Raw genomic sequence first — 23,814 nt, forward strand, 5'->3', positions numbered from 1 at the left:
TCCGCTCCTGCGTGTGCCGGTCCGATTTGCTGTGGTCCCGCTGCCTTGAAGGGCGTCGGGGCACAAATCTCCTAGCTGCTTTCAGGTCTATGCCTGTGTCTGGCGCGCCGTCAAGTGGCGAAATTTCGGGCGTTCACCGGCGCGTCAACAGGTGCCTCGCCCCTCGCCAAGGCATGGCGGATGCGCGCCACCCGGTTTGACAAGCACCGTGCCCGCAGGCATTTTCGGTGTTGTCAGGCGATTGGCGATGGGCCGCTTCGACGGCTGCCCAGACAAGCGATCGAACCGGCTCTTCCCGAAAATTTTGCGCGGATGCGAGGCGGTTTTCGGCTGCCTTGAGCCGGCATGCGAGGTGCGCCATGACCGCCAATTCCAATCACGCCAGAGACATCGCCTACCAGCTCCATCCGCAGACGAATTTCTCGCTGCACGAGAAGATCGGCCCGACGATCATCTCCCGCGGCGAGGGTTTCCACGTCTATGACGATGCCGGCAACCGCTATCTCGAAGCCATGGCCGGCCTGTGGTGCGCGGCGCTCGGCTTCAGCGAGAACCGGCTGGCGGAGGCGGCGGCGAAGCAGTTCGCGGCGCTGCCCTACTACCAGAACTTCGCGCACCGGACCTCGGAGCCGGCGATCGCGCTCTCCGAGCGCCTGATCGAGATCGCGCCGGTGCCGATGTCGAAGGTGCTGTTCCAGAGCTCGGGCTCGGAAGCCAACGACACCGCGGTGAAGCTGGCCTGGTATTATTTCCACGCGATCGGCAAGCCGCAGAAGCGCAAGATCATCGCCCGCAAGCGCGCCTATCACGGCACCTCGATCGCCAGCGCCAGCCTGACCGGCCTCCCGCATATCCATCGCGACTTCAACCTGCCGCTCGACGGATTCCTGCATGTCACCTGCCCGCATTTCTACCGGGAAGGCCTGCCGGGTGAGAACGAAGAAGCCTTCGCGACGCGCCTCGCCAAGGAGATCGAGGACCTGATCCTGGCGGAGGGGCCGGAGACCGTCGCCGCCTTCTTCGCCGAGCCGGTGATGGGCACGGGCGGCTGCGTCGTGCCGCCGAAGGGCTATTACGAGAAGGTCCAGGCGATCCTCAGGAAATACGAGGTCCTCTTCGTCGTCGACGAGGTCATCACCGGCTTCGGGCGCACCGGCAACTGGTGGGGTTCACAGACCTATGACCTCAAGCCCGACATGATCAGCAGCGCCAAGGCGCTGACCGCGGCCTATCAGCCGCTCTCGGCGCTGCTGCTGTCGGAGCCTATCTACCAGGCGATGAAGGAGCAGGGCGACAAGATCGGCGTCTTCGGCCATGGCTATACCTATGGTGGCCATCCGATCGCCTGCGCGGTCGGGCTGGAGGCGCTGACGCTCTACGAGGAGCGCGGGCTGATCGCCGGCGCCCAGGTGCTGGGAGCCCAACTGGAAGGACGCCTGAAAGCCCTGCTCGACCATCCGCTCGTCGGCGAGGTCCGCGGCGTCGGCCTGATGTGGGGCATCGAGCTCGTCCGCTCCAAGGCGACGCGGCAGGCCTTCGAGCCCTCGCTGAAGTTCGGCCTGGAGATCCAGCGTCTCGCCTTCGAGAACGGCCTGATCGTGCGGGCGCTCGGCGACACGCTGATCATGACGCCGCCGCTGATCATCACGCCTGAGGGCATCGACGACGCAGTCGACCGCTTCACCAAAGCGCTCGACCTCGGGCTCGATCTGCTGACGACGAAGGGCATCGCGCTGGACAAGGCCGCCTGAGGGCGGCCGGTCCCGCCTTTACCCGCGATTGTCGCGGATCTGGAAATAGCGCTGCACGGCGGCGCGCGTGGCGACGATCAGCGCCTCACGCGACGGCGTGTGCACGGCCGTGGAGATCAGCCGTTCCAGCGGCGCCATGCCGTTGCTGACGTCGTAGCCGACGATCAGGCGCGAGTAGAACGAACGGGCAAGCTGCGTCACGAAGGTGGCGTCGACCGCCATGATGACGTTCGTCGCCGGGTCGATCTCGAGCACCACGCCGGCATGCTTGAATTCCTCGAACATGCTGGTGCCCTTGGGAGCGGCGGAGTAGCCGCTCACCAGAACGGTCTTGACGTCGGTCATGGCGATTCCCCGGTTCGTGCCTGCTTGGCCTGACGGCTCTCACACTCACCTGCCGGCTGACAAGGGGTGAAACGACGTTCGCGACGAGTCGGTTGACAGGCACGAAATTCCGGCGCGTACTAAATGGGCTAGGTGATTTGTGCTGGAGCAGCCCTCTTCGGACGGGCCTCCAGGGGAACAATTCGAACCGGCGCTTTTTCTCCGGGCCGCAAGGGCTGGGGCGAAGGCGCCGGTTTTTTTCGTTCCGGGTCACCTCGCGCACAACAAAATCCGAGGGGTTGGACATGACCGACAGGACAGAGAGCGCAAGGCGCCGCCAGATCGCCATCATCGTCGGCGCGGCGATTTCCGCGATGCTTCCGGCCGCTGTGAGCGCGCAGGAGAGCGTGACCGTCGCCGGCTATGGCGGCGCGATGCGCAAGGGTTTCGATGCGGCGCTGGTCAATCCCGCCGCGCAGCAGGTCGGCGTGAAGATCCGCAGCGAGACGCATGGCGACCTGCCTTCGATCCGGGTGCAGGTGCAGTCCGGCGCGCCGGCCTGGGATCTCGTCCATCTCGGCGGCGACGAATGCGCCCGCGGCGAGAGCGAGGGGCTGTTCGAGCCGCTCGACCTCTCGAAGTTCGACGATGCCTCGATCCCGGCCACGGCGCGCGGCAAGAGCTGGGTCGCGACCAACTACTATTCCGTGGTCATGGCCTGGCGTACCGACAAGGTGAAGCAGCCGCCGAAGTCCTGGGCCGATTTCTGGGACGCCAAGGCGTTCCCGGGCCGCCGCGCCATCGCCGGCCTCGCCCAGGAGACGCTGGAGATCGCGCTGCTTGCCGACGGCGTGGCCAAGGACAAGCTCTATCCGCTCGACGTCGAGCGCGCCATTGCCGCGATCAAGCGGCTCAAGCCGCAGATCGGCGTGTTCTGGACCACGGGCGCCCAGTCGACGCAGCTGATCAAGGATGGCGAGGTCGACCTGATCGCGATCTATGGCAGCCGCGTCTCGCCGGTGATCGAGGACGGCAGTGCCGTCCAATTCACCTACGACCAGGGGCTGCTCGGCTATGGCTGCGTCGCCGTCCCCAAGGGCGCCAAGAACGCCGCCAAGGCGAAAGCCCTCGCGCTGGCGATGGTCTCGCCCGAGATCCAGGCCAACATCATCGAGAAGATGGACAATTACGGCCCGGTCAACGCCAGGGCCTATGAGGTCCGCAAGTTCACGCCCGAACAGCTCGCCAAGACCAATTCCTCGCCGCAGAATGCGAGCAAGCAGGTGCTGATCGACGCCGCCTGGTGGGCCAAGAACGGCGACAAGGCGGAAGAGGCCTTCAAGTCGGCGATCCTGCAATGAAGGTTCCGGTTTCGATCCGGGGGCTCTCGAAGAAATTTGGCTCATTCGAGGCGCTCAGGGATATCAATCTCGACATCGCGCCCGGCGAGTTCGTCACCCTGCTCGGCCCGTCCGGCTCGGGCAAGACGACGTTGCTGCAGGTGCTCGCCGGTTTCGTCACTCCGACCAGCGGCAGCATCCTGGTCGCAGGCGAGGAATTGCTGACGAGGCCGCCGCACCAGCGCGAGATCGGCCTCGTCTTCCAGAACTACGCGCTGTTCCCGCATATGAACGTGTTCGAGAACGTCGCCTATCCGCTCAAGCTCCGGCGCCTCGCGCGGAGCGAGATCGAGACCAAAGTGCGCGGTGCGCTCGACATGGTCAGGCTGAGCCAGTTCATCGACCGCTCTGTCGACAAGCTCTCGGGCGGGCAAAAGCAGCGCGTCGCCCTGGCGCGGGCGATCGTCTTCGAGCCGCGCATCCTGCTGATGGATGAATCGCTCTCGGCGCTCGACAAGAAGCTGCGCGAGCAAATGCAGATCGAGCTGCGCCATCTGCATGAGCGCCTGCACACGACGACGGTGTTCGTGACGCATGACCAGCGCGAGGCGCTGACCATGTCGGACCGGATCGCGGTGATCAACAACGGCGCGCTGATCCAGTTCGATACGCCGCGGGCGATCTATGAGCGGCCTCGGACGCGCTTCGTCGCCGATTTCGTGGGGGAGACCACCTTCCTGCCGGTCGAGCTTAGGGCGGGCGGCGGCGCCAGCGTCTTCGGCACGCCCTTGCTCCTGCCCGATCATGCTGGAGTCGGTGGGGCCAGCCCGCACGAAAGCTGGCTGGCGTTGCGGCCGGAAAAGCTGGCGATCGGCCCGGTCGCGGGTCCGGAGGCCGAGGTCAACTCCTTCTCGGCGGTGGCGCGCGAGACCATCTTCCAGGGCGACAGCCTGCTGGTGATCGCAGGCTTTCCGGACGGCCAGAACATTGCGGTGCGGCTGGTGCCGCAGGAGGCCAATCGCGGGCTGGTGCCGACTCCCGGCCAGCCGATCCACATCAATGTCCACCGCAATGACAGCATCCTGGTCAGCGGCGATGTCTGAGGCGCGGCCCATGATCGGTGCGATCGCAGCGGCATCGTCAGGCTCCGCCGACACTTCTTATTTCGCCCGCGCCGAACGGCGGGAGGCGTGGTCCTTCGCGCTCCTCGCCGTGCCCGGGCTCGTCGTCATCGGGCTCCTGCTGATCGTCCCGGTCGGCTGGCTCTTCGTCCTCTCCTTCATCGGCAAGGATGGCGGCGTCTCGCTCGAGAACTACGCAAGGCTGGCGCAGCCGGTCTATGTCATCACCTTCGTGACGACCTTCCAGATCGCAGGGATCGTGACTGTAGGATCGATCCTGCTCGGCTATCCCGTCGCCTATCTGCTTTCGCAGCTCAGCCCGCGGGCGGCGGCGATCTGCATGATCTTCGTGATCCTGCCGTTCTGGACCTCGGTGCTGGTGCGCACCTATGCCTGGCTCGTGCTGCTGCAGCGACGAGGGCTGATCAACAGCTGGCTCGTCGGTCTCGGCATCATCAACGAGCCGATCCCGCTGGTGAACAACTTCATCGGCACCACGATCGGCATGCTGCACGTGCTGCTGCCCTTCATGATCCTGCCGCTCTATTCGAGCATGAAGACCATCGACACCGACTATCTGAAGGCGGCGTCGAGCTGCGGCGCCTCGCCGATGCGGGCCTTCTGGGACGTATTCTTCCCGCTCAGCCGCCCCGGGCTCTTCGCCGGCACGGTGCTCGTCTTCATCCTGAGCCTCGGCTTCTACCTGACGCCGGCTCTGCTCGGCGGCGGACGCGTCAGCATGTGGTCGATGCAGATCGCCACCAATGTCTCGACCTACAGCAACTGGGGCGCGGCGAGCGCGCTCGGCGTGCTGCTGCTCGTCGTGACGATCGCCATCCTCGCCGCGCTGAACAAGGTGTTCCGCGTCGACAAGCTCTACGGGGGCCGCTGATGCTGACCGCCGCCGCCAGCGCCACGCAGATCAGGCATTATCAGAGGCTCTGGCTCTACGGGCTCTGCGCGCTGATCTTCACCTTCCTGATCGTGCCCTGCGTGCTGATCGTGCCGATGTCGTTCTCGGCCTCGAACTATCTGGAGTTTCCGCCGCGGGCCTGGAGCCTGCGCTGGTATCGCGAGTTCTTCGACTCCGCGGAGTGGATGGATGCGCTCTGGCTCTCGCTCAGGGTCGCCGGGCTGACGACGCTGATCGCGACGCCGATCGGCACCGCGGCGGCTTACGGCCTCTCGCAGATGCCGGAGCGATTGACCAAGCCGCTGCGCCTGTCCTTCCTGCTGCCGATGATCGTGCCGAACATCCTGGTCGCGATCGGCGTGTTCTTCGTCTTCGCCAAGCTCGGGCTCAACAACACGGTGACCGGCCTCGTGCTCGTCGGCATCATGCTGGCGCTACCCTTCGTGCTGGTGACGGTGTCGAGCGGCCTGCAATCCTTCGACGGCAATCTGGAGCGGGCGGCCCGTAGCCTTGGCGCGACGCGGCTGAAGGCCTTCCTCACCGTGACCGTGCCGCAGATCAAGAGCTCGATCGCGGCCGGGGCGCTGTTCGCCTTCGTCGCCGCCTTCGACGAGGTGGTGATCGCCCTCTACATCTCCAGCGGCGAGAACTCGACGCTGCCGCGCCGGATGTTCGCCAACATCCGCGATCAGGTCGACCCGTTGGTGGCGGCGGTCTCCTCGGTACTGGTCGTCGCCTCGATCGTGCTGCTGCTCATCGTCCAGATCGCGAAGCGGCCAGAAAAAGGAGCGGCGCGATGACCGCGAAATCCGCCTGGAAGAGCGACAATGGAGACGCGGCAGAGCTGGATTCGCTCTGCCAATATGCGATCCAGGGCGTGCACGAGGCTTCCTATCTGGAGTTCCTGCGCTTCGCGCCGCTGGAGAAACCGGAGGCCGAGATCAGGGCGACGCTCCATCCCGGCTGCGACCGGATGCGTCTGCCCGCCCATATCGAGGCGCGCGCCGGCTTCTACCTCGCGGATGGGTTGACGGCGGTCTCGCCTTCGACCTGGCCGGACGCCTTCAGTGACGCACGAAACGTCATGGCCGGCGCCCTGCGCGTCGCGGCGGGCGAGCGGCAGGTCGTCGTGCGTTGTAGTGGCAGCGGGCGCCACGCCTATGCCGGACGCGCGGCGCATGGTTGCCATCTCAACCATGCTGCGATCGCGGCCTCCTTCCTGCGCGAGAGCCTGCCGCGTGTCGCGGTGCTCAGCCTCGGCGAGCACCATGCGAGTGGAACCCAGTCGATCTTCCTGTCGCGCGCCGATGTGCTCTGCGTGTCGGTTCATGGCGATCCCGCCCTGCGCTACCCGTTCTATACCGGCTATGCCGACGAGCATGGCAGCGAGGACGCCGCCGGCGCCAATCTCAACCTCGTCCTTGGCGCCGAAGCTGACGAGAAAACCGCCGATGCGGCGCTGGCCGAAGCCTGCGAGGCGATCCGGCGGTTCTCGCCGGGCGCCGTCGTGGTCGACATCGAGGCAGGACTATCCGCGCCTTTCGACCGCCTGGCGATGTCGGGCCCTGCCGCCGCAGCGCGCAAGCTTTCCGGCGCCCTGAATTGCCCGGTCATGGTGATCGCATGTGAGACAAGCTAGCCGGCCGAGCGCCCTTGCATAGGGCGCCTGGCCGAACCCGCCTTTTTCATCAACGTCGCAAGGCATTTCGCGGTGTCCGTCCCGCAAGGACGGACACGAGGAAGCGGATGAACCGGCGCCGGCATGCGGACAGCCCGTCCGCGTGCGCGGCGCCGTTTTCATGTGGGGAAGAGAAACATGACGCAGTTTTCATCGGGCACGACGATGTCGCGCTTCGCCTTCGCTGCCGCCGCGCTGATAGGATCGGCGCAGATCGCCGCGGCGCAGGATTCCGTCACCTTCGCCGGCTTCGGCGGGCAGTATCAGGGCAGCGTCCGGAAGGCGTTGTTCGATCCGGCCGGCAAGAAGCTCGGCGTCAAGGTACGCGAGGAGAGTCATAGCGGCCTCGCCAGCGTTCGCGTGCAGGTCCAGTCTGGCAAGCCCGGCTGGGACATCGTGCAGCTTGGCGAAGCCGATTGCGCACGCGGCCAGAGCGAAGGGCTGTTCGAGCCGCTCGACTATTCGAAGATCGATGTAACGGGCATCGCGCCGCAGGCGCGGGGGACGGCCTATATCGGCAGCAACTACGTCTCGACCGTGCTGGCCTGGCAGAAGGACAAGTACAAGGACAAGCCGCCGCGCAACTGGAAGGACTTCTGGGATGCCAAAGCGTTCCCGGGGCGGCGGGCCATGCACATCTACCCGCAGGAGAGCATGGAGGTCGCGCTCCTCGCCGACGGGGTCGACAAGGACAAGCTCTACCCGCTCGACGCCGACCGGGCTTTGGCTTCGCTGGCGAAGCTGAAGTCCTCGATCGACGTGTTCTGGCAATCGGGCGCCCAGGCGTCGCAGCTCCTGAAGGATGGCGAGGTCGACATGATGGTGATCTGGGGCAGCCGGGTCGCCAGCGTGCTGGCCGACGGTGCGCCGGTCGACTTCACCTATGACCAGGCCCTGCTCGGCTTCGGCTGCTTCGGCATCCCCAAGGGCGCTGCCAATGCCGCCGCCGCGCAGCGCATGATCGCGCAGATGGTGACGCCCGAGATCCAGGCGAACATCCCCGATGTGCTGCCCTACTACGGGCCGATCAACGAACGCGCCTTTTCGGTGAAGCAGTTCTCGGCCGAAGCGCTGGAGAAGGCCAATTCCTCGCCGCAGAACAAGGATCGCCAGGCACCGCTCCAGCCTGCCTGGTGGGCCGACAACATCGCCAGCGTGCAGGAGCGCTACCAGGCGCTGATCGCGAAGTGAGCCTTTGAGGACTGCCTGAGATGAAGACGATCTTCCATCCCGACCAGTACGGTCATCATGTCCGCACCCGGCTTTCGGGTGGCGGGCTCACCACGGCGCTGGAGGTGCCGGACCGGGCGCGCGTCCTGCTCGCGGCGGCCGAGGGCTGCACCGAGACTGTGGTCTCGCCGGGGCCGGCCGACCTGTCGTTGATCCGGCGCGTCCATGACGCCGGCTATCTCGACTTCCTCGAAACCGGCTTTGCCGCCTGGAAGCAGCGCTTCCCGGCGAGCGAGGAATTGCGCCCGAGCCTGCATCCCAATGCCTATATGCGGCGGCTGCCGCAGGACCTGCTCGGGCGAGCCGGCTATTACATCGCCGATGCGGCGAGCGTGCTGCTCGCCGACAGCTGGTCGGCGATCCTCGCCAGCGGCGCGACCGCGATCGATGCGACGGCGCGGGTGCTGAACGGCGAGGGGGCGGCCTATGCGCTGTGCCGGCCGCCGGGACATCACGCCTATCGCGACCAGGCCTGCGGCTACTGCTTCCTCAACAACACGGCGCTGGCGGCGACCTTGGCGCGTGATCACGCTCAACGCGTCACCATCCTCGATGTCGACGTCCATCATGGCAACGGCACGCAAGCGCTGTTCTATGATCGTGCCGACGTCCAGACCATCTCGGTCCATGCCGACCCGGCGACGGTCTACCCGTTCTATGCCGGCTATGCCGACGAGACCGGGGCAGGCGCTGGCGAGGGTTTCAACCTCAACCTGCCGGTTCCTGAGCGGGCTGACGACGAGGTCTATCTCGCCGCCGTCCGGCAGGCGGTCGACAAGGCGAAACACTTCTCTCCCGATGTCCTGGTGATCGCGCTCGGGCTCGATCCCTCGGTAGCCGATCCCTTCGCCTGCACGGCCGTGACGACGGAGGGATTCAGGCGCATGGGCGAGAGCCTTGCCAGTCTGCGGCGGCCGACCGTGATCATTCAGGAAGGCGGCTATCCCTCGCCGGTGCTGGGCGACAATCTCGCCGCCTTCCTCACCGGCTTCCAGGAGGCGATGGCGTGAGCGGTCTAGCTGCGCCCGCTTTGGACGATGCGCTGATGGCGCCGCTGCCGCAGTTCACAGGCGACGAACTGGCCGGGATGCTTCGCGAGCATTTCGGGATCAGCGGTTCCTTCGCGCGGATCAGCGGCGAGCGCGACCTCAACCTCCATGTCGCCAGCGCGGATGGCCGAGACGTCGTCTTCAAGATCTGCGGCGACTCCGACAGCGCGGAGGAGCTCGCCTTCCAGAACGCGGCGCTCGCCCATCTGGCACGGACCGATCCGGCCCTGCCGGTGCCGCGTGTGGTCGCCGCCCGCGATGGCAGCACGATCGTCGCGCATGAAAGTGGCGGCCAGCGCCATCTGCTGCGCGTCTTGACCTATCTGCCGGGCGAGCCTGCGCTCGGCAGCACCTTCTCGCGGGCCCAGCGGGTCGAGATCGGCATGCTGGCGGCGCGGCTCGATCGTGCTCTGGCCGATTTCGACCATCCCGGCGCGAACCGGGCCTTCATCTGGGATCTCGTCCACTTCGCCGGCCTGCGCGAGAAGGTCGCCTTTCTCGATACCGACCAGCGTAAGGCTCTGGCGGAGCGTGTGCTCGACCGCTTCAGCGAGAGCGTCGCGCCGCTTCTGCCGCCGCTGCCCCGACAGGTCATCCACAACGACCTCAACCAGAACAACCTGCTGCTGCAGCCGCAGGACGGCTCGGTTTCCGGCATCATCGATTTCGGCGACATGATCAGGACGATCCGCGTCGCCGAGGTCGCGATCGCGGCTGCGCATCTCCTCTACCGCGAGGCCGATCCGCTGGGCGCGATGGCGCAGGTGGTGAAGGGCTATGCCCGGGTCCTGCCGCTCGCGGCCGACGAGATCGCCGTGCTGCCGGTTCTCGTCCAGGCGCGGCTCGCGACCCGCGAGCTCATCGTCTCCTGGCGCCGCCAGGCCAATCCCGCCGCGACGACCTCCTATCGCGACGATGTCAGCCGCTTCGGCTGGGAAGCGCTCGCCCGCTGCGATGCGCTGTCCCCGGCCGAACTCCACGCCCGCCTCGCCGAGGCCGCCGGCCTCGGCACTCATTGATGTCCCCCGGAAAGAAGCCAGCCATGTACGACACGCTGATGGAACGCCGCGCCCGCCTGCTCGGGCCGATGTACAAGCAATTCTACCAGGCTCCGTTCGCACCGGTGCGCGGCGAGGGCGTCTGGGTGACCGATCAGGGCGGCAAGCGTTATCTCGACGCCTACAACAACGTCCCGCATGTCGGCCATTGCCATCCGCGCGTGGTCGAGGCGGCGAGCCGCCAGCTCGCGACCTTCAACTCCAACACCCGCTATCCCAGCGAGCTGATCGTCGACTATGCCGAGCGCCTCGCCGAGAGCATGCCGGACCCGCTCAAGGTCTGCATGTTCGTCTGTTCGGGAACCGAGGCGAATGAGCTCGCCTGGCGGATCGCCATGGCCAATTCCGGCGGCAGCGGCGCGCTGATCACCCGCTCGGCTTTCCACGGCAATTCAACGATCATCGGTGCGCTCGATTCCTCGACGATCCCCGCCGAGCGCCAGCAGGGCTGGGTCGCGACCGTGCCCGCGCCGGAGCATCGCGGCGTCGGCGACAAGACGCCGAAGCTGACGGCCTCGCAATATGCCGAGCAGTATCGCCGCGCGATCGCCGGCCTCGCCGAGCGCGGGCACCGGCCGGCCGCGTTCTTCGCCTGCCCGGTCTTCGCCAGCGATGGCCTCTACAGCCCGCCCGCCGGCTATCTCCACGAGGCGATCGCCGAGGTCCGCAAGTCCGGCGCGCTGATCATTGCCGACGAGGTCCAGTCGGCGCTTGGGCGCACCGGTACGCATTTCTGGGGCTTCCAGCATGCCAGGATCACGCCTGACATCGTCACCATGGCCAAGCCGATGGGCAACGGGTTGCCGCTGGCCGTGGTCATCACGCGCCGCGAGCTGGTCGAAGGCTTCCTCAGGACGGAGCGCTATTTCAACACCTTCGGCGGCAACCAGGTTGTCGCAGCGGCGGGTATCGCCGTGCTCGATGTGCTGCGCGATGAGGGCTTGCAGGAGAATGCGTTGCAGGTCGGCGCCTATTTGCGCGGCCGGCTCGCTGGCCTGATGGAAAAGGATGAGCGCATCGGCGATGTCCGCGGCACCGGACTGTTCGTCGGCGTCGAGATCGTCAGGGATCGCGCAAGCCAGGCACCGGCGCCGGAGATGGCGCGCGCGCTGATCGAAGGGCTGATGCAGCGCGGCGTCCTCGTCGGTATCACCGGGGGTGGCCGCAACCTGCTCAAGATCCGCCCACCGATGGTCTTCTCGAAGGACAATGCCGACCAACTGGTCGACGCTCTCAAACAGACCCTGGCGGCGACGCCACGGTAGACGTCGCGGCTCGTCGGCATGGACCAGCGCGGCTGAAGCCGCGCAGTCCTCCGCCGGCGAGCTGATCGATTTCAGCTCGCGAGTGATGACACAGCCGCGCCGCTCCAGAACAGAGCGTCGGCGCGGGTTGACAGCGCGCGCCAGAAATTGCTTAACATGATAATTAGATGATGGGAGCGTAACGCTTCCGAGCTCCCGTTCGGCAGGCTCCGAGGGGCTGGGCAGTGCATGCCCGGCCTTGTCGGCCCATCGTCTTCGTCATTCATGAGGAAGCGATCCTTGACCGCGAGATTCGTTAGTTTTGCCGATGGCGACGAGGCGCGTTACGGCCTTGTCGTCGATGGAGGCGTCGTCGACCTGTCTGCCCGGTATGGGGCACAATGGCCGACGCTGCAGCATGTCCTTGCCGACCGGGCTTTTACGGTTCTGGCTGAGAAGGGGGCGGCTCTGAGCCCCGATCTCCCGCTCGAAGGCCTTCGCTACGAGATTCCCTCGCTCGCCCCCGAGAAGATCATCTGCGTTGGCGTGAACTTTCCCGACCGCAATGCCGAGTACAAGGACGGGCAGGAGGCTCCGCCGAACCCGTCGCTGTTCCCGCGTTTCCTGCGTTCCTTCACTGCGCACGAGCAGCCGCTGATCCGGCCGCCGGAGAGCGTGCAACTCGACTATGAAGGCGAGATCGCGATCGTGATCGGCAAGGCGGGGCGGCGCATCGCCGAGCGCGATGCCCTCGATCACATCGCCGCGCTGACCCTGTCGAACGAGGGGACGATCCGCGACTGGGTGCGTCACGCCAAGTTCAACGTCACCCAGGGCAAGAATTTCGATCGCTCCGGCTCGCTCGGCCCCTGGCTGGTGCCCTTCGTCGGGGAGGCTCAGATCGCCGACATCGCGCTGGAGACCCGGGTCAATGGCCAGGTGCGCCAGAGCGACCGGACCAGCCGCATGATCTTCTCCTTCCGCAAGATCATCAGCTACATCTCGACCTTCACCACGCTCGTCCCCGGCGACATCCTGATCACCGGCACGCCGACCGGCGCCGGTGCCCGTTTCGACCCGCCGATCTGGCTGAAGCCCGGCGACGTCGTCGAGGTCGAGGCCGAGGGGATCGGCCTGTTGCGCAACACCGTCGCGGACGAGGCCTGAACCATGCTGTCCTCGGAAGAGATTTCGGCCGCCGCGCTCAGCCTTGACGAAGCCGAGCGGACACGCCGGCAGACCGGGCTGATGTCGCTGCGCTTTCCGCAGATGACGATGGACGACGCCTATGCGATCCAGAGCGCCTGGGTCGAGCGCAAGCGCGCCGCCGGCCGCCGCGTCATCGGCTGGAAGATCGGCCTGACCTCGAAGGCGATGCAGTATGCGCTGAACATCGACACGCCCGATTCCGGCGTGCTGCTCGACGACATGCGCTTCGAGGATGGCTGCCGCATCCCGAAGGAGCGCTTCATCCAGCCGCGCATCGAGGCCGAGATCGCCTTCGTCATGAAGGCGGGCCTGGAGGGGCCGGACGTCAGCGTCTTCGACGTGCTGAACGCGACCGACTATGTCGTGCCGGCGCTCGAGATCCTCGACACGCGCATCCTGCGCGTCGATCCGCAGACCAGGCAGGCTCGCACCATCGTCGACACCATCTCCGACAATGCTGCCAATGCCGGCATCGTCACCGGCGGGCGTGCGATGCGCCCGGACCAGGTCGATCTGCGCTGGGTCGGGGCGATCGTCTCGCGCAATGGCGAGGTCGAGGAGACCGGCCTTGGCGCTGGCGTGCTCAACCACCCGGCGCGCGGCATCGCCTGGCTGGCGAACCGGCTCGCAAGCTATGGCGGTCGGATCGAGGCGGGGCAGATCGTGCTCGCGGGCTCTTTCATCCGCCCGGTCGAAGCCCGGCACGGCGACACCATCATCGGCGATTACGGGCCGCTCGGGACGGTGAGCTGCTTCTTCGAGTGAGGCGCGCGGGCGTGATCCCGCATGGCGGCGGAGGCGCGACCTTGTGTCCCGCCACGGCGCCGCGCCAGATAATTAACTTGATAATTAACATGTTACGTGTTGTCTGACCGAACGGTGGGCGCAGGGTTACGCGCCCGTCTCACGACAGGCACTGGGGAGGGCTGAATGCTCGGATATCTGCGCAATACAGGGGCACTGGCCGCGGGCTGCCTGTTGCTCGCCGCGACGGCGGCCTCGGCCGAGAGCGGGGCCACACAGAAGGCGATCGCGGGACGCGGCGCCCTCAATTGCGGCGTTTCCAGCGGCGTCCAGACCGGCATGAGCACGCTCGACAGCAATGCCAAATGGTCCGGCTTCGAGGTCGATTTCTGCCGTGCGGTTGCCGCGGCCACCCTCGGCGACGCCGACAAGATCAAGTACGTGCCGCTCGAGATCAAGACGGCCTTCGCGACGCTGCAATCGGGCGGCATCGACCTGCTCGCCCGCACCGCGACGCACACCTTCATCCGCGACATCGAGCTCAACGTCGAATGGCCGGGCGTCTATCTCTATGACAGCCAGGGCTTCCTGGCGAAGAAGTCGCTGGGGGTGAAGAGCGCCAAGGAGCTCGAAGGCGCCTCGATCTGCGTCTCGGCCGGCTCGAACTATGAGCTCAACCTCGCCGACTTCTTCCGCAAGAACAGCATGAAGTTCACGCCGGTCGCGGCAAACACCCGCGACCAGAACGAGAAGAACCTCGCCTCGGGCCGCTGCGATGTCTACGCCAATGTGCTGAGCGCGCTTGCCGGCGCGGTCTCGAAGCTCGGCAAGCCCGACGACTGGGTCGTGCTGCCGGAGCTGATTTCGATGGAGCCCATCGGGCCGGTCGTGCGCAAGGACGACAGCCGCTTCCGCGATGTCGTCGCCTGGACGCTGAACGCGCTGATTGCCGCCGAGGAGCTCGGGATCACCCAGGCCAATGTCGAGCAGATGAAGGCGAGCTCGACCTCGCCGGAAGTGCAGCGCCTGCTCGGGGCGACCGGCGATTTCGGCGCCAAGCTCGGCCTCGACAACGCCTGGGCCCTCAACGCGATCAAGGCCGTCGGCAACTATGGCGAGATGTTCGAGCGCAATCTCGGCGCCAAGAGCCCGATCAAGCTCGAGCGCGGCCTCAACAATCTCTGGAACAACAAGGGCCTGATGTCCGCGCCGCTGCTGCGCTGAGACAGGACAGCCGAGGCCGGCGGCAAGTTGCCGGCCTCCCCTCCCTATGCCGCCGACGTCAGGACCGATGACCTCTACGCCCGCCGCCACCCTGCCGACCAGACACCCGCTCTTCGGACGCCGGCGCGTCATGGGCTGGCTCTATCAGGGACTGCTGGTCGCGGCGCTCGCCGTCCTGGCCTACGTCGCAATCGGGAACCTGCAGGACAATCTCGCGGCGCGCGGCCTCAAGCTCGGCTTCGATTTCCTCTGGCGGGAAGCGGGCTTCGAGATCGCCTTCCACCTCATCCCCTATACGGCCAGTGACAATTACTGGCGGGTCTTCCTGATCGGCATCACCAACACTTTGCTGGTCACGGTTCTGGCGATCCTGTTCTCGACCATGCTCGGCTTCGGCGTCGGCATCGCCCAGCTCTCCGGCAATTGGGCGATGTCCCGCGCGGCGCGGATCTATGTCGAGATCGTGCGCAACCTGCCGCAGCTGCTGCACATCCTGATCCTCTACAACGTCGCCTTGCGGGCGCTGCCGGCGCCGCGCGCGGCGGTGAACCTCGGCGATGCCGTCTATCTCTCCAATCGCGGCATCCTCGTCCCGGCCTTGACGACCGACCGTCCCGGCCTGCTCGCCATCGCGATCCTCATCGCCATGATCGCGGCGCTCGCCCTCTTTCGCAGCCTGACGGGTTATGCCGAACGCAGCGGCCGTAGCGTCAATGCCTGGCTGCCCTCGCTGGCGCTTCTGCTGCTGGTGCCTGCGCTGGCTGTCGGCCTGAGCGGCGCCCAGCTCGGGGTCTCGCTGCCGCAGCTCAGGGGCTTCAATTTCGCCGGTGGCTGGGTGCTGGTGCCGGAATTGTCGGCGCTGGTGATCGCCATGGCGATCTACAACGCCGCCTTCATCGGCGAGCTCGTCCGCGCCAGCATCGAATCCGTCAACAAGGGCCAGCGCGAGGCTTCCGCCGCGATCGGCTTCGGCTGGTGGCAGACGCTGCGCTTCATCGTCATTCCGCAGGCGACGCGCGTGCTGCTGCCGCCACTGTCGAACCAGTATCTCAACATCCTCAAGGGCTCTTCGCTCGCGGTCGCGATCGGCTATCCGGACCTCGTCGGCGTCTTCACCGGGATCAGCATCAACCAGACCGGGCGAGCCATCGAGATCGTGACCATGACCATGGCGGTCTATCTCGCGATCAGCCTGCTGATCGGCGCGCTGATCAACCTGTTCAACCACATGACCCGGATCGTCGAGCGGTGACGGACGCAGCCACCCTTCCGGCCGGACGTGCGCGGCCTTCATCCGCAGGCACGAATGCCCCGCTCGGCCGAGTCCTGTCCTGGTTGCGCCGGCGCATCTTCGCCTCCTGGCGCGATGCCGTGCTGTCCTTCGCCGTTGCGGCGGTGCTTGGGGGCATCGCCTGGGCGATCGTGCCCTGGGCGCTGTTCGACGCGACATGGTCCGGCGCCAGCCGTGCCGACTGCACCGGGACCGGCGCCTGCTGGGCCTTCGTCACGGCCAAGGCCTCGCAATTCGTCTACGGCTTCTACCCGCCGGCGGAGCGCTGGCGGGCGAACACCGCCTTCGTGCTGCTGGTCGTCGGCCTGATCTGGCTGATGGTGCCGCGCCTGCCGGGCAAGCGCCATGCCGCGGTCTTCATGATGGTCGTGCTGCCGGTCGCGACCTTCCTGCTGCTGCATGGCGGCTTCGGCGGCCTGGCGATCGTCCCGAGCGACCAATGGGGCGGGCTGCTGCTGACCATGATCCTCGCGGTCTCCGGCATCACCTTCTCGCTGCCCTTCGGCGTGCTCTTCGCGCTCGGGCGGCGCAGCCGGATGCCGCTGATCCGCTGGTTCTGCATCGGCTTCATCGAGTTCTGCCGCGGCGTGCCGTTCCTGACCGTGCTGTTCATGGCGATCGTGATGCTGCCCTTCTTCCTGCCCTCGGGCACGAAGCCGGACCCGCTCGCGCTCGCGGTCGTCGGCATCATCTTCTACGAGGCCGCCTATATGGCCGAGGTGGTGCGCGGCGGCCTGCAGGCGCTGCCGAAGGGCCAGTACGAGGCGGCGATGGCGATCGGCTTCGGCTACTGGCGCACCATGCTGCACATCATCCTGCCGCAGGCGGTCCGCAAGGTCGTGCCGGGCGTGGTGAACACCACGATCTCGCTGCTGAAGAACACCACGCTCGTCATGGTGGTCGGGCTGTTCGACCTGCTCAACATCGTCTCGGCTGGCGTCTCGGACCCGCTCTGGGCGGGATCGCAGGCCGAGGGCTACTTCATCGTCGGCCTGGTCTTCTGGCTGATGAGCTTCGGCCTGTCCTGCTACAGCCGCGCCGTCGAGGCCGGCTTCGCGCGCGCCGAGCGCTCCTGAACACACCGGGTCATCACGCCATGGAAACCCCTCTCATCCGCCTCGCCGGCGTCAACAAATGGTACTCGCAGTTCCATGTCCTCCGGGACATCGACCTCGATGTGAAGCCCGGCGAGCGCATCGTCGTCTGCGGCCCCTCGGGGTCGGGCAAATCGACGATGATCCGCTGCATCAACGGGCTCGAGGCCTATGAGCAGGGCATGATCACCGTCGCGGGCGAGCATGTCGCGCAGGACGACGACAGGATCGAGGCGATCCGCCAGCGCGTCGGCATGGTCTTCCAGAACTTCAACCTGTTCCCGCATCTGTCGATCCTAGACAATCTGACGCTCGGGCCGATCAAGCTGAAGCGCATGCCGCGCGCCGCGGCGGAGGCGCGCGCCATGGAGCTGCTGGAGCGCGTCCATATCGGCCATCAGGCCCGCAAGTTTCCCAACCAGCTCTCCGGCGGCCAGCAGCAGCGCGTCGCGATCGCGCGCGCGCTGGCGATGGAGCCGCAGGTGATGCTGTTCGACGAGCCGACCTCGGCGCTCGACCCGGAAATGGTCAAGGAGGTGCTCGACGTGATGATCGAGCTTGCCGGCACCGGCATGACCATGATCTGCGTCACCCATGAGATGGGCTTCGCCCGCGCCGTGGCCGACCGCGTCGTCTTCATGGCCGATGGCGCGATCGCCGAGATCGGTGCACCCGACAGCTTCTTCGAGGCGCCGCGTACCGAGCGCGCCCGCCAGTTCATCCAGCAGGTCATCCACTGACCGGCGCCATGCCGGCCACCAGCTTTTCTGCCAAGCCCAGCCTTCCGGAGCTCCCTCCCGTGACGACGTCGCCCGCCAGCCCCTACCCGTATCGCCTGCGCCTTCCCGGCCCGATCTCGATTCCCGAGCGCATCCGCCAGGCGACGGCCCGCCCGATCATCAATCATCGCGGCCCCGAGATGCGCGTGGTCCTCGAAGAGATCCAGCGCCTGATCCAGCCGCTGTTCGGCACGACGGCGCCGGTGCTGACCTTCGGCGCCTCCGGAACCGGCGTGATGGAGGCGAGCCTCGTCAACGTGCTCGCGCCCGGCGAGAAGGTGCTGGCTCTGGCGCATGGCCAGTTCGGCGACCGCTACGCCCAGATCGCCCGCGCGCTCGGCGCCGAGGTCGACGTCATCGAAAGCGAATGGGGCTGGGCGCCCGATCCGGTGGTTGTCGCGGCCAAGCTGGAGACCGCGAACTACCGTGCGCTGATCACGGTCCACAATGAGAGCTCCACCGGCGCGGTGACCGACCTTGCCGCGATCGGCGCGCTGCTGCGCGACCGCGAGACGCTGTTCCTGGTCGACTCGGTCAGCGGGCTTGCCGGCATGGAACTGCGGCAGGACGAATGGGGCGTCGACATCATCGTCACCGGTTCGCAGAAGGCGCTGATGTGCCCGCCCGGCCTCGGCTTCGCCAGCGTCAGCGAGAAGGCCCGCAAGGTGATCGAGCGCGATGATCGCTGCCCACGCTTCTATCTCGACATGCGAAAGGCGCTCGCCACCGTCGACAAGCACGAGACCGCTTTCACCTGCCCGGTCTCGCTGCTGTTCGGCATGCAGGAAGCCTTGCGGGCGATCCATGAGGAAGGCCTTGAGCAGGTCTTCGCCCGCCACAAGCGGCTCTCGGACGCCCTGCGCGCCGGCTGCGTCGCGCTCGGCCTGCCGGCCTTCGGCGATCCCGCCGCGGCCTCTCGCACCGTCGTCGTCGCCTCCGTGCCGGAGCCGCTTACCGGCGGGGCGATCGTCAGGCACATGTACGAGACCTACAACACCGTCATCGCCGGCGCCCGCAACAAGCTGAGCGGCCGGGTCGTCCGGATCGGCACGATGGGGCAGATCAGCGAGGCCGACATCCTGACCGATCTGCACTATCTCGAACTCAGCTTGACCGCCCTCGGCCACACGGTGCCGTCTCCCGGCTGCGGTGTCACGGCTGCCATCGCCTCCCTCCGCTGAAGACCACGGACGCAATCGCCATGCCTCACATCTGGGTCGAATATTCCAGCAATCTCGAAGCCAGCGTCGATATCCCTGTCCTCCTCAAGACGGTGCAGGATGCGTTCATCGGTGACGGGACGGTGTTTCCCTTCGCCGGGGCCCGCACGCGCGGCGTCCCGGTCGCCAACTACCTGATCGTCGACGGCCATCCCGATAACGCCTTCGTGCATGTGCTGCTGCGCATCGCCAAGGGACGTTCCGATGAGGACAAGAGGGTGGCCGGCGCCCGCGTCTTCGAGGCGGCCAAGGCGCTGCTTGCGCCCGTTTTGGCCGCCCGCCCGCTCGGCCTCTCCGTGCAGATGGAAGAGGCGGACGAGGCGCTGAACTTCAAGACCAGCAATTATCGCGAGCATCTGAAGCGGCGCGGCATTCCGGAGAAGGTGGTAGCCTGAGGCAAGGGCGGCGCGGCCGCGATGCCGCGCTCGCGCCGCTTCGGCTCGGGAGTTTCCATGTCTGGACCAATGCAGGGCAAGTCCCGATCGATGCCGCACGACTCTGACACTGCCACAGCCCGCATCCGCATCCGGCACTTCTCGAAATCGCTCCCGATGTCGCTGCTTCGGGCGCGCGAGGCGGTGATGCGCCATTTTCGCGCGAGCCTCCGGCGCTTCGGGCTCACCGAGCAGCAATGGCGTGTCCTGCGCGCCCTGACCTCGGGAGAGAGCTTCGAGGTGACCGAGCTGGCGGAGGCGACGTTCCTGCTCGCTCCCAGCCTCTCGCGCATCCTCAGGGATCTCGACGAGCGTGGCCTCATCCTGCGCCGGACGCTGAAATCGGACCTGCGGCGCGGCATCGTCTCGATTTCCCCGCAGGGGTTGGCGCTGATCGAACGGGCGGGCACCGAGTCCGAGGTGATCTATCGCGAGATCACCGGACGCTATGGCGGCGAGCGCCTCGCCGAACTGCAGAGTTTGCTTCGGCAGTTGGAAGAATGCCTGGACGGGCCGGAGATTGCCGGCTGAGCGCTGTTCGCCCGTCGCGCATGGCAGGGTTGCTTGTCGCGATGGCCTTCCGCTGTCCGGAGGATTTGACAACCACGCCGCCTTTCATGTGACAATCAGGCAGGCAAACCGCTCTGCCCTCTGCAGCGGGATCGCTCGTCGATCGGCCAACATCCCATCGTGGTGCCTCGTCATGAACATGCGCGCAGCTCCTGCCGAGCTTTCCTCGGCGTCGTTCGGAATCGGCCAGCCCGTGCCGCGCAAGGAGGATCCGATCCTCGTGCGCGGCGAGGGGCGCTATACCGACGATCTTTCGCTGGACGGACAGCTCTATGCCGCCTTCGTCCGCAGCCCGCATGCGCATGGCCTGCTCAACGGCATCGATACGTCGGCTGCGACGGCGATGAAGGGTGTGGTGGCGGTCTATACGGGCGCCGATCTCGAGGGCCAGGGCTATGGCCCGCTGCGCTGCCAGATCGACCTGCCCAACCGCGACGGCACGCCGATCCGCAAGCCGGTCCGCATGGCGCTGGCGACCGGCAAGGTCCGCTTCGCCGGCGATCCCGTTGCTGTCGTCGTCGCCCGCACGGCACTTCAGGCGCGCGATGCGGCCGAGGCGGTCGCGCTCGACATCGAGGTCCTGCCTGCCGTCACCTCCGGCGAGGAGGCGCTCGCCCCCGGCGCGCCGCTTCTCTATGACGAGGTGCCGGGCAATCTCGTTCTCGACTACCAGTCCGGCGATGCCGGGAAGGTTGCCGCCGCCTTCGCCGGGGCGGCCCATGTCGCCCGGCTGCGGATCGTCAACAACCGCGTCGTCGTCAATCCGATCGAGCCGCGCTCGGCGATCGCAAGCTATGACCGCAAGGCCGGCCGCTACACGCTGCATGCGCCGAGCCAGGGCGTCTTCGGCCTGCGCAACAATCTCGCGGCGGCGATGGGCGTGCCGGCTGCGAAGATGCGGCTGGTCACCGGCCATGTCGGCGGCTCCTTCGGCATGAAGGCCTCGGTCTTCCCCGAGCATGTGGCGCTGCTGCACGCGGCGCGCCTGCTGAAGAAGCCGGTGAAATGGACCGACCAGCGCTCGGAAAGCTTCGTCGCCGACCATCACGGCCGCGACATGGTGTTCGAGGCCGAGCTCGCGCTCGATGCGCGCGGCCGTTTCCTGGCGACGCGCTTCACCGGCATCGGCAATATGGGCGGCTATCTCTCGCCGGTCGGGCCGATGATGGCGAGCCTGAACATCGGCAAGAACAGCGTCGGCATGTACCGCACGCCGCTGGTCGAGGTTCTCGCGAAATGCGCCGTGACCAATACACCGCCGATTGGCGCCTATCGCGGCGCCGGGCGGCCCGAGGGCAATTATTTCATGGAGCGGCTGATCGATACCGCCGCCCGGGAGATGGGCATCGACAGCGCCGAATTGAGGCGCCGCAATCTGGTCAAGCCGGCGCAGCTGCCCTGGACCACGCCGATCGGGACGGTCTACGACAGCGGCGATTTCCCGGCCCTGTTCGCGCAAGCGCTCGAAGCTGCCGACTGGAAGGGCTATGCGGCGCGGCAGCGGCAGAGCCGCAAGGCCGGCAAGCTGCGCGGCCGCGGCATCGGCTGCTATCTCGAGGTGACCGCGCCGCCGACCAACGAGATGGGCGGCCTGCATTTCGAAGCCGATGGCAGCGTCACCATCGTCACCGGGACGCTCGATTACGGGCAGGGCCACTGGACGCCCTTCGCCCAGATTCTGTCGAGCCAGCTCGGCGTGCCCTTCGACAAGATCCGCCTGTTCCAGGGCGACAGCGACCGGCTGATCGCCGGCGGCGGCACCGGCGGCTCGAAATCGGTGATGGCGAGCGGCTCGGCGATCATCGAGGCGAGCGAGCTGGTGATCGAGAAGGGCAAGCTCCTGGCGGCCCATGTCCTGGAGGCCGCCGCCGCCGATATCGAGTTCGTGGCCGGCCAGTTCCGGATCGCCGGGACCGATCGCGCCATCGGCATCATGCAGCTCGCCGAGACCTTGCGGACGAGCGCGTCTCTGCCGGCCGACCTGCCGCAGAGCCTCGACGTCGACCATGTCTTCAAGGCAGCGCCCTCGGCCTATCCGAATGGCTGCCACATCGCCGAGGTCGAGATCGACCCTGAGACCGGGGTGGTCGAGATCGCCAGCTATGTCATGGTCAACGATTTCGGGGTGGTGGTGAACCCGCTGATCGTCGAAGGCCAGCTGCATGGCGGCGTCGTCCAGGGGATCGGCCAGGCGCTCTACGAGATGACCGTCTATGACGAGGCCGGCCAGCTCATGACCGGCTCCTTCATGGATTATGCGCTGCCGCGCGCCGCGGACGTGCCGTTCTTCTCCTTCGCCAGCCGCGGCGTTCCGACCGCGACCAACAGGGTCGGCGCCAAGGGCTGCGGCGAGGCCGGCTGCGCGGGCTCGCTGCCCTCGGTGATGAATGCGGTGGTCGATGCGCTCGCGCCGCATGGCGTGCGCCATCTCGACATGCCGGCGACGCCGCTCGCGATCTGGAAGAGCATTCACGCGCGGGGCTGAGGCGGCGGCGCTTCAGCTCATATTATCGCGCAGGAAGATCTCGATGCGGATGCGCTCCTGGTCGAGCAGGATCGGCTCGCCGGCAGCCTCCGCCATCAGCAGGCGTGCGGCGGAGCGCGCCTCGTGGCCAGGGTCCTGGTTGATCACGGCCGCGACGGTGCCGGAGAGCAGGCCGCGCCGCGTCGCCTCGGTCAGCTCATGCGCGATGAAGACCAGCGGCCTGTCGGCAGCCTCCAGTGCGGCGACGATGCCTTCATTGCCGGCGCCGATATTGTAGAGCCCGATCAGGTCGGGATGCTCGGCGAGGAGCCTCGCCACCGCCGCCTCGTTGCGCTCGCTCTGGTCGCGCCCCTCCAGCACCGGCAGCAGGGTCAGGCCGGGATACTCGCCGGAGAGCACCTGCTGGAAGCCGTAGAGCCGCTCGACATGGTCGCGCAGCGACATCGAGCCGAGGATGACGCCGACCTTGCCGCTGCGGCCGCCGAGGAAGCGGCCCATCAGCGAGGCGCTGGTGCGCCCCGCCGCCGGATTGTCGATGCCGACATAATGGGCGCGGCGGGAGGTCGGAGCGTCCGAGACCAGGGTGACGACGGGAATGCCGTGCGCGACGAGATCGTCGATGGCGGCGCGGACCTTGGGATGGTCGAGCGCCACCGTGGCGACGCCATGGAAATGATCGGCGAGGCCGGCAAGCCCGCTCGCCAGCGCCTCGGGATCGAAGACGTCGAGCTGCAGGATGTCGACGAAGGCGTTCTGCGGCTCCAGCCAGTCGCTGATCCGGCGCACCTGCTGCATCAGCCCGGCCATGAAGGCGTTGGTGCTGGAGGGCAGGATGAAGGCGAAGCGGAAGGACTGGCCGCGCGCCAGCCGCGCCGCTGCCGGATTGGCCCGGTAGTCGAGCTTGGCGATGGCGCGCCTGACGTTCTCGACGGTCTTGGCACGGACCCCCTCGCGCTGGTTCACGACCCGGTCGGCCGTGGCGAGCGAGACGCCTGCCTCGCGCGCCACATCCTCCAGCGTCGCCCGCCTGATCGGGATCCGGCTTCGATCCACCGC

22 protein-coding genes are annotated in these 23,814 nt (G+C 67.0%); 20 read left to right on the forward strand and 2 right to left on the reverse strand.

Translation table 11 applies throughout. From position 1 onward, the window contains the following. The first annotated feature begins 359 nt into the window (after positions 1-359). Positions 360-1,751 carry an aminotransferase gene (locus VGV58_RS12965; RefSeq protein ID WP_326874429.1) on the forward strand — a complete coding sequence of 464 codons (1,392 nt, stop codon included), beginning with the start codon at positions 360-362 and terminating at the stop codon, positions 1,749-1,751. 18 nt (positions 1,752-1,769) lie between these two features. Here VGV58_RS12965 and VGV58_RS12970 read toward each other — a convergent pair whose 3' ends face one another. Continuing rightward, complete coding sequence (locus VGV58_RS12970) at positions 1,770-2,096, reverse strand: DUF3870 domain-containing protein (protein WP_326874430.1); 327 nt, start codon at positions 2,094-2,096, stop codon at positions 1,770-1,772. A gap of 284 nt (positions 2,097-2,380) precedes the next feature. Between VGV58_RS12970 and VGV58_RS12975 the strand changes: the two genes are divergently transcribed. The 19 genes from VGV58_RS12975 (at position 2,381) to VGV58_RS13065 (ending at position 22,758) form a co-directional block, all read left to right on the forward strand. Further along, a complete protein-coding gene (locus tag VGV58_RS12975) occupies positions 2,381-3,436 on the forward strand; it encodes an ABC transporter substrate-binding protein (RefSeq protein WP_326874432.1) in 1,056 nt (351 codons plus the stop codon). After that, complete coding sequence (locus tag VGV58_RS12980; protein WP_326874433.1) at positions 3,433-4,518, forward strand: ABC transporter ATP-binding protein; 1,086 nt, start codon at positions 3,433-3,435, stop codon at positions 4,516-4,518. Before VGV58_RS12975 ends, VGV58_RS12980 begins: the two co-directional genes overlap by 4 nt. A gap of 10 nt (positions 4,519-4,528) precedes the next feature. Beyond that, a complete protein-coding gene (locus VGV58_RS12985) occupies positions 4,529-5,428 on the forward strand; it encodes an ABC transporter permease (protein ID WP_326874435.1) in 900 nt (299 codons plus the stop codon). Further along, complete coding sequence (locus VGV58_RS12990; RefSeq protein ID WP_326874436.1) at positions 5,428-6,249, forward strand: ABC transporter permease; 822 nt, start codon at positions 5,428-5,430, stop codon at positions 6,247-6,249. Before VGV58_RS12985 ends, VGV58_RS12990 begins: the two co-directional genes overlap by 1 nt. Further along, a complete protein-coding gene (locus tag VGV58_RS12995) occupies positions 6,246-7,088 on the forward strand; it encodes an arginase family protein (RefSeq protein ID WP_326874437.1) in 843 nt (280 codons plus the stop codon). The genes VGV58_RS12990 and VGV58_RS12995 overlap by 4 nt, the downstream gene beginning before the upstream one ends. A gap of 177 nt (positions 7,089-7,265) precedes the next feature. Further along, complete coding sequence (locus tag VGV58_RS13000) at positions 7,266-8,318, forward strand: ABC transporter substrate-binding protein (RefSeq protein ID WP_326874438.1); 1,053 nt, start codon at positions 7,266-7,268, stop codon at positions 8,316-8,318. Between the two features lie 20 nt (positions 8,319-8,338). Continuing rightward, entirely contained in the window at positions 8,339-9,367 is a 1,029-nt protein-coding gene (locus tag VGV58_RS13005) for a histone deacetylase family protein (RefSeq protein WP_326874439.1), read from the forward strand. Further along, complete coding sequence (locus VGV58_RS13010) at positions 9,364-10,425, forward strand: phosphotransferase (RefSeq protein ID WP_326874440.1); 1,062 nt, start codon at positions 9,364-9,366, stop codon at positions 10,423-10,425. The genes VGV58_RS13005 and VGV58_RS13010 overlap by 4 nt, the downstream gene beginning before the upstream one ends. Positions 10,426-10,448: 23 nt before the next feature. Then, complete coding sequence (locus VGV58_RS13015) at positions 10,449-11,729, forward strand: aspartate aminotransferase family protein (protein WP_326874441.1); 1,281 nt, start codon at positions 10,449-10,451, stop codon at positions 11,727-11,729. Between the two features lie 279 nt (positions 11,730-12,008). Further along, positions 12,009-12,875 carry a fumarylacetoacetate hydrolase family protein gene (locus tag VGV58_RS13020; RefSeq protein WP_326874442.1) on the forward strand — a complete coding sequence of 289 codons (867 nt, stop codon included), beginning with the start codon at positions 12,009-12,011 and terminating at the stop codon, positions 12,873-12,875. A 3-nt stretch (positions 12,876-12,878) separates the two neighbouring features. Next, positions 12,879-13,682 (forward strand): 2-oxo-hept-4-ene-1,7-dioate hydratase, encoded by an 804-nt coding sequence (hpaH, locus tag VGV58_RS13025; protein WP_326874443.1) that lies wholly within the window; start codon positions 12,879-12,881, stop codon positions 13,680-13,682. Positions 13,683-13,847: 165 nt separating this feature from the next. Next, positions 13,848-14,885, forward strand: a complete 1,038-nt coding sequence (locus VGV58_RS13030) for an amino acid ABC transporter substrate-binding protein (RefSeq protein WP_326874444.1) — start codon at positions 13,848-13,850, stop codon at positions 14,883-14,885. Between the two features lie 67 nt (positions 14,886-14,952). Further along, positions 14,953-16,137, forward strand: coding sequence for an amino acid ABC transporter permease (locus VGV58_RS13035; RefSeq protein WP_326874445.1), 1,185 nt, complete (start codon positions 14,953-14,955; stop codon positions 16,135-16,137). Next, on the forward strand, positions 16,134-17,252 hold the full coding sequence (locus VGV58_RS13040; RefSeq protein WP_326874446.1) for an amino acid ABC transporter permease: 1,119 nt from the start codon (positions 16,134-16,136) through the stop codon (positions 17,250-17,252). Before VGV58_RS13035 ends, VGV58_RS13040 begins: the two co-directional genes overlap by 4 nt. 20 nt (positions 17,253-17,272) lie before the next feature. Continuing rightward, positions 17,273-18,010, forward strand: a complete 738-nt coding sequence (locus VGV58_RS13045) for an amino acid ABC transporter ATP-binding protein (RefSeq protein ID WP_326874447.1) — start codon at positions 17,273-17,275, stop codon at positions 18,008-18,010. Positions 18,011-18,069: 59 nt separating this feature from the next. Continuing rightward, a complete protein-coding gene (locus tag VGV58_RS13050; protein WP_326874448.1) occupies positions 18,070-19,230 on the forward strand; it encodes a pyridoxal-phosphate-dependent aminotransferase family protein in 1,161 nt (386 codons plus the stop codon). A gap of 20 nt (positions 19,231-19,250) precedes the next feature. Then, positions 19,251-19,664 carry a 5-carboxymethyl-2-hydroxymuconate Delta-isomerase gene (locus tag VGV58_RS13055; RefSeq protein WP_326874449.1) on the forward strand — a complete coding sequence of 138 codons (414 nt, stop codon included), beginning with the start codon at positions 19,251-19,253 and terminating at the stop codon, positions 19,662-19,664. A 69-nt stretch (positions 19,665-19,733) separates the two neighbouring features. Next, positions 19,734-20,234 (forward strand): homoprotocatechuate degradation operon regulator HpaR, encoded by a 501-nt coding sequence (gene hpaR, locus VGV58_RS13060; protein ID WP_326874919.1) that lies wholly within the window; start codon positions 19,734-19,736, stop codon positions 20,232-20,234. 172 nt (positions 20,235-20,406) lie between these two features. Beyond that, positions 20,407-22,758 carry a xanthine dehydrogenase family protein molybdopterin-binding subunit gene (locus VGV58_RS13065; RefSeq protein ID WP_326874450.1) on the forward strand — a complete coding sequence of 784 codons (2,352 nt, stop codon included), beginning with the start codon at positions 20,407-20,409 and terminating at the stop codon, positions 22,756-22,758. A 12-nt stretch (positions 22,759-22,770) separates the two neighbouring features. On the opposite strand, the gene VGV58_RS13070 is transcribed toward VGV58_RS13065, so the two are convergent. Next, positions 22,771-23,811, reverse strand: coding sequence for a LacI family DNA-binding transcriptional regulator (locus tag VGV58_RS13070; RefSeq protein WP_326874451.1), 1,041 nt, complete (start codon positions 23,809-23,811; stop codon positions 22,771-22,773). Positions 23,812-23,814 lie beyond the last annotated feature (3 nt).

This window comes from Allobosea sp. (genome assembly GCF_035944895.1).
Taxonomy (GTDB): Bacteria; Pseudomonadota; Alphaproteobacteria; order Rhizobiales; family Beijerinckiaceae; genus Allobosea.

Coding starts and splice junctions, on each gene's coding strand:
- VGV58_RS13065 (WP_326874450.1), top strand. CDS start 20,407: ATGAACATGCGCGCAGCTCCTGCCGAGCTTTCCTCGGCGTCGTTCGGA.
- VGV58_RS12985 (WP_326874435.1), top strand. CDS start 4,529: ATGATCGGTGCGATCGCAGCGGCATCGTCAGGCTCCGCCGACACTTCT.
- hpaR (WP_326874919.1), top strand. CDS start 19,734: ATGCAGGGCAAGTCCCGATCGATGCCGCACGACTCTGACACTGCCACA.
- VGV58_RS12965 (WP_326874429.1), top strand. CDS start 360: ATGACCGCCAATTCCAATCACGCCAGAGACATCGCCTACCAGCTCCAT.
- VGV58_RS12970 (WP_326874430.1), bottom strand. CDS start 2,096: ATGACCGACGTCAAGACCGTTCTGGTGAGCGGCTACTCCGCCGCTCCC.
- VGV58_RS12990 (WP_326874436.1), top strand. CDS start 5,428: ATGCTGACCGCCGCCGCCAGCGCCACGCAGATCAGGCATTATCAGAGG.
- VGV58_RS13005 (WP_326874439.1), top strand. CDS start 8,339: ATGAAGACGATCTTCCATCCCGACCAGTACGGTCATCATGTCCGCACC.
- VGV58_RS13055 (WP_326874449.1), top strand. CDS start 19,251: ATGCCTCACATCTGGGTCGAATATTCCAGCAATCTCGAAGCCAGCGTC.
- VGV58_RS12975 (WP_326874432.1), top strand. CDS start 2,381: ATGACCGACAGGACAGAGAGCGCAAGGCGCCGCCAGATCGCCATCATC.
- VGV58_RS12995 (WP_326874437.1), top strand. CDS start 6,246: ATGACCGCGAAATCCGCCTGGAAGAGCGACAATGGAGACGCGGCAGAG.
- VGV58_RS13030 (WP_326874444.1), top strand. CDS start 13,848: ATGCTCGGATATCTGCGCAATACAGGGGCACTGGCCGCGGGCTGCCTG.
- VGV58_RS12980 (WP_326874433.1), top strand. CDS start 3,433: ATGAAGGTTCCGGTTTCGATCCGGGGGCTCTCGAAGAAATTTGGCTCA.
- VGV58_RS13015 (WP_326874441.1), top strand. CDS start 10,449: ATGTACGACACGCTGATGGAACGCCGCGCCCGCCTGCTCGGGCCGATG.
- VGV58_RS13000 (WP_326874438.1), top strand. CDS start 7,266: ATGACGCAGTTTTCATCGGGCACGACGATGTCGCGCTTCGCCTTCGCT.
- VGV58_RS13035 (WP_326874445.1), top strand. CDS start 14,953: ATGACCTCTACGCCCGCCGCCACCCTGCCGACCAGACACCCGCTCTTC.
- VGV58_RS13045 (WP_326874447.1), top strand. CDS start 17,273: ATGGAAACCCCTCTCATCCGCCTCGCCGGCGTCAACAAATGGTACTCG.
- hpaH (WP_326874443.1), top strand. CDS start 12,879: ATGCTGTCCTCGGAAGAGATTTCGGCCGCCGCGCTCAGCCTTGACGAA.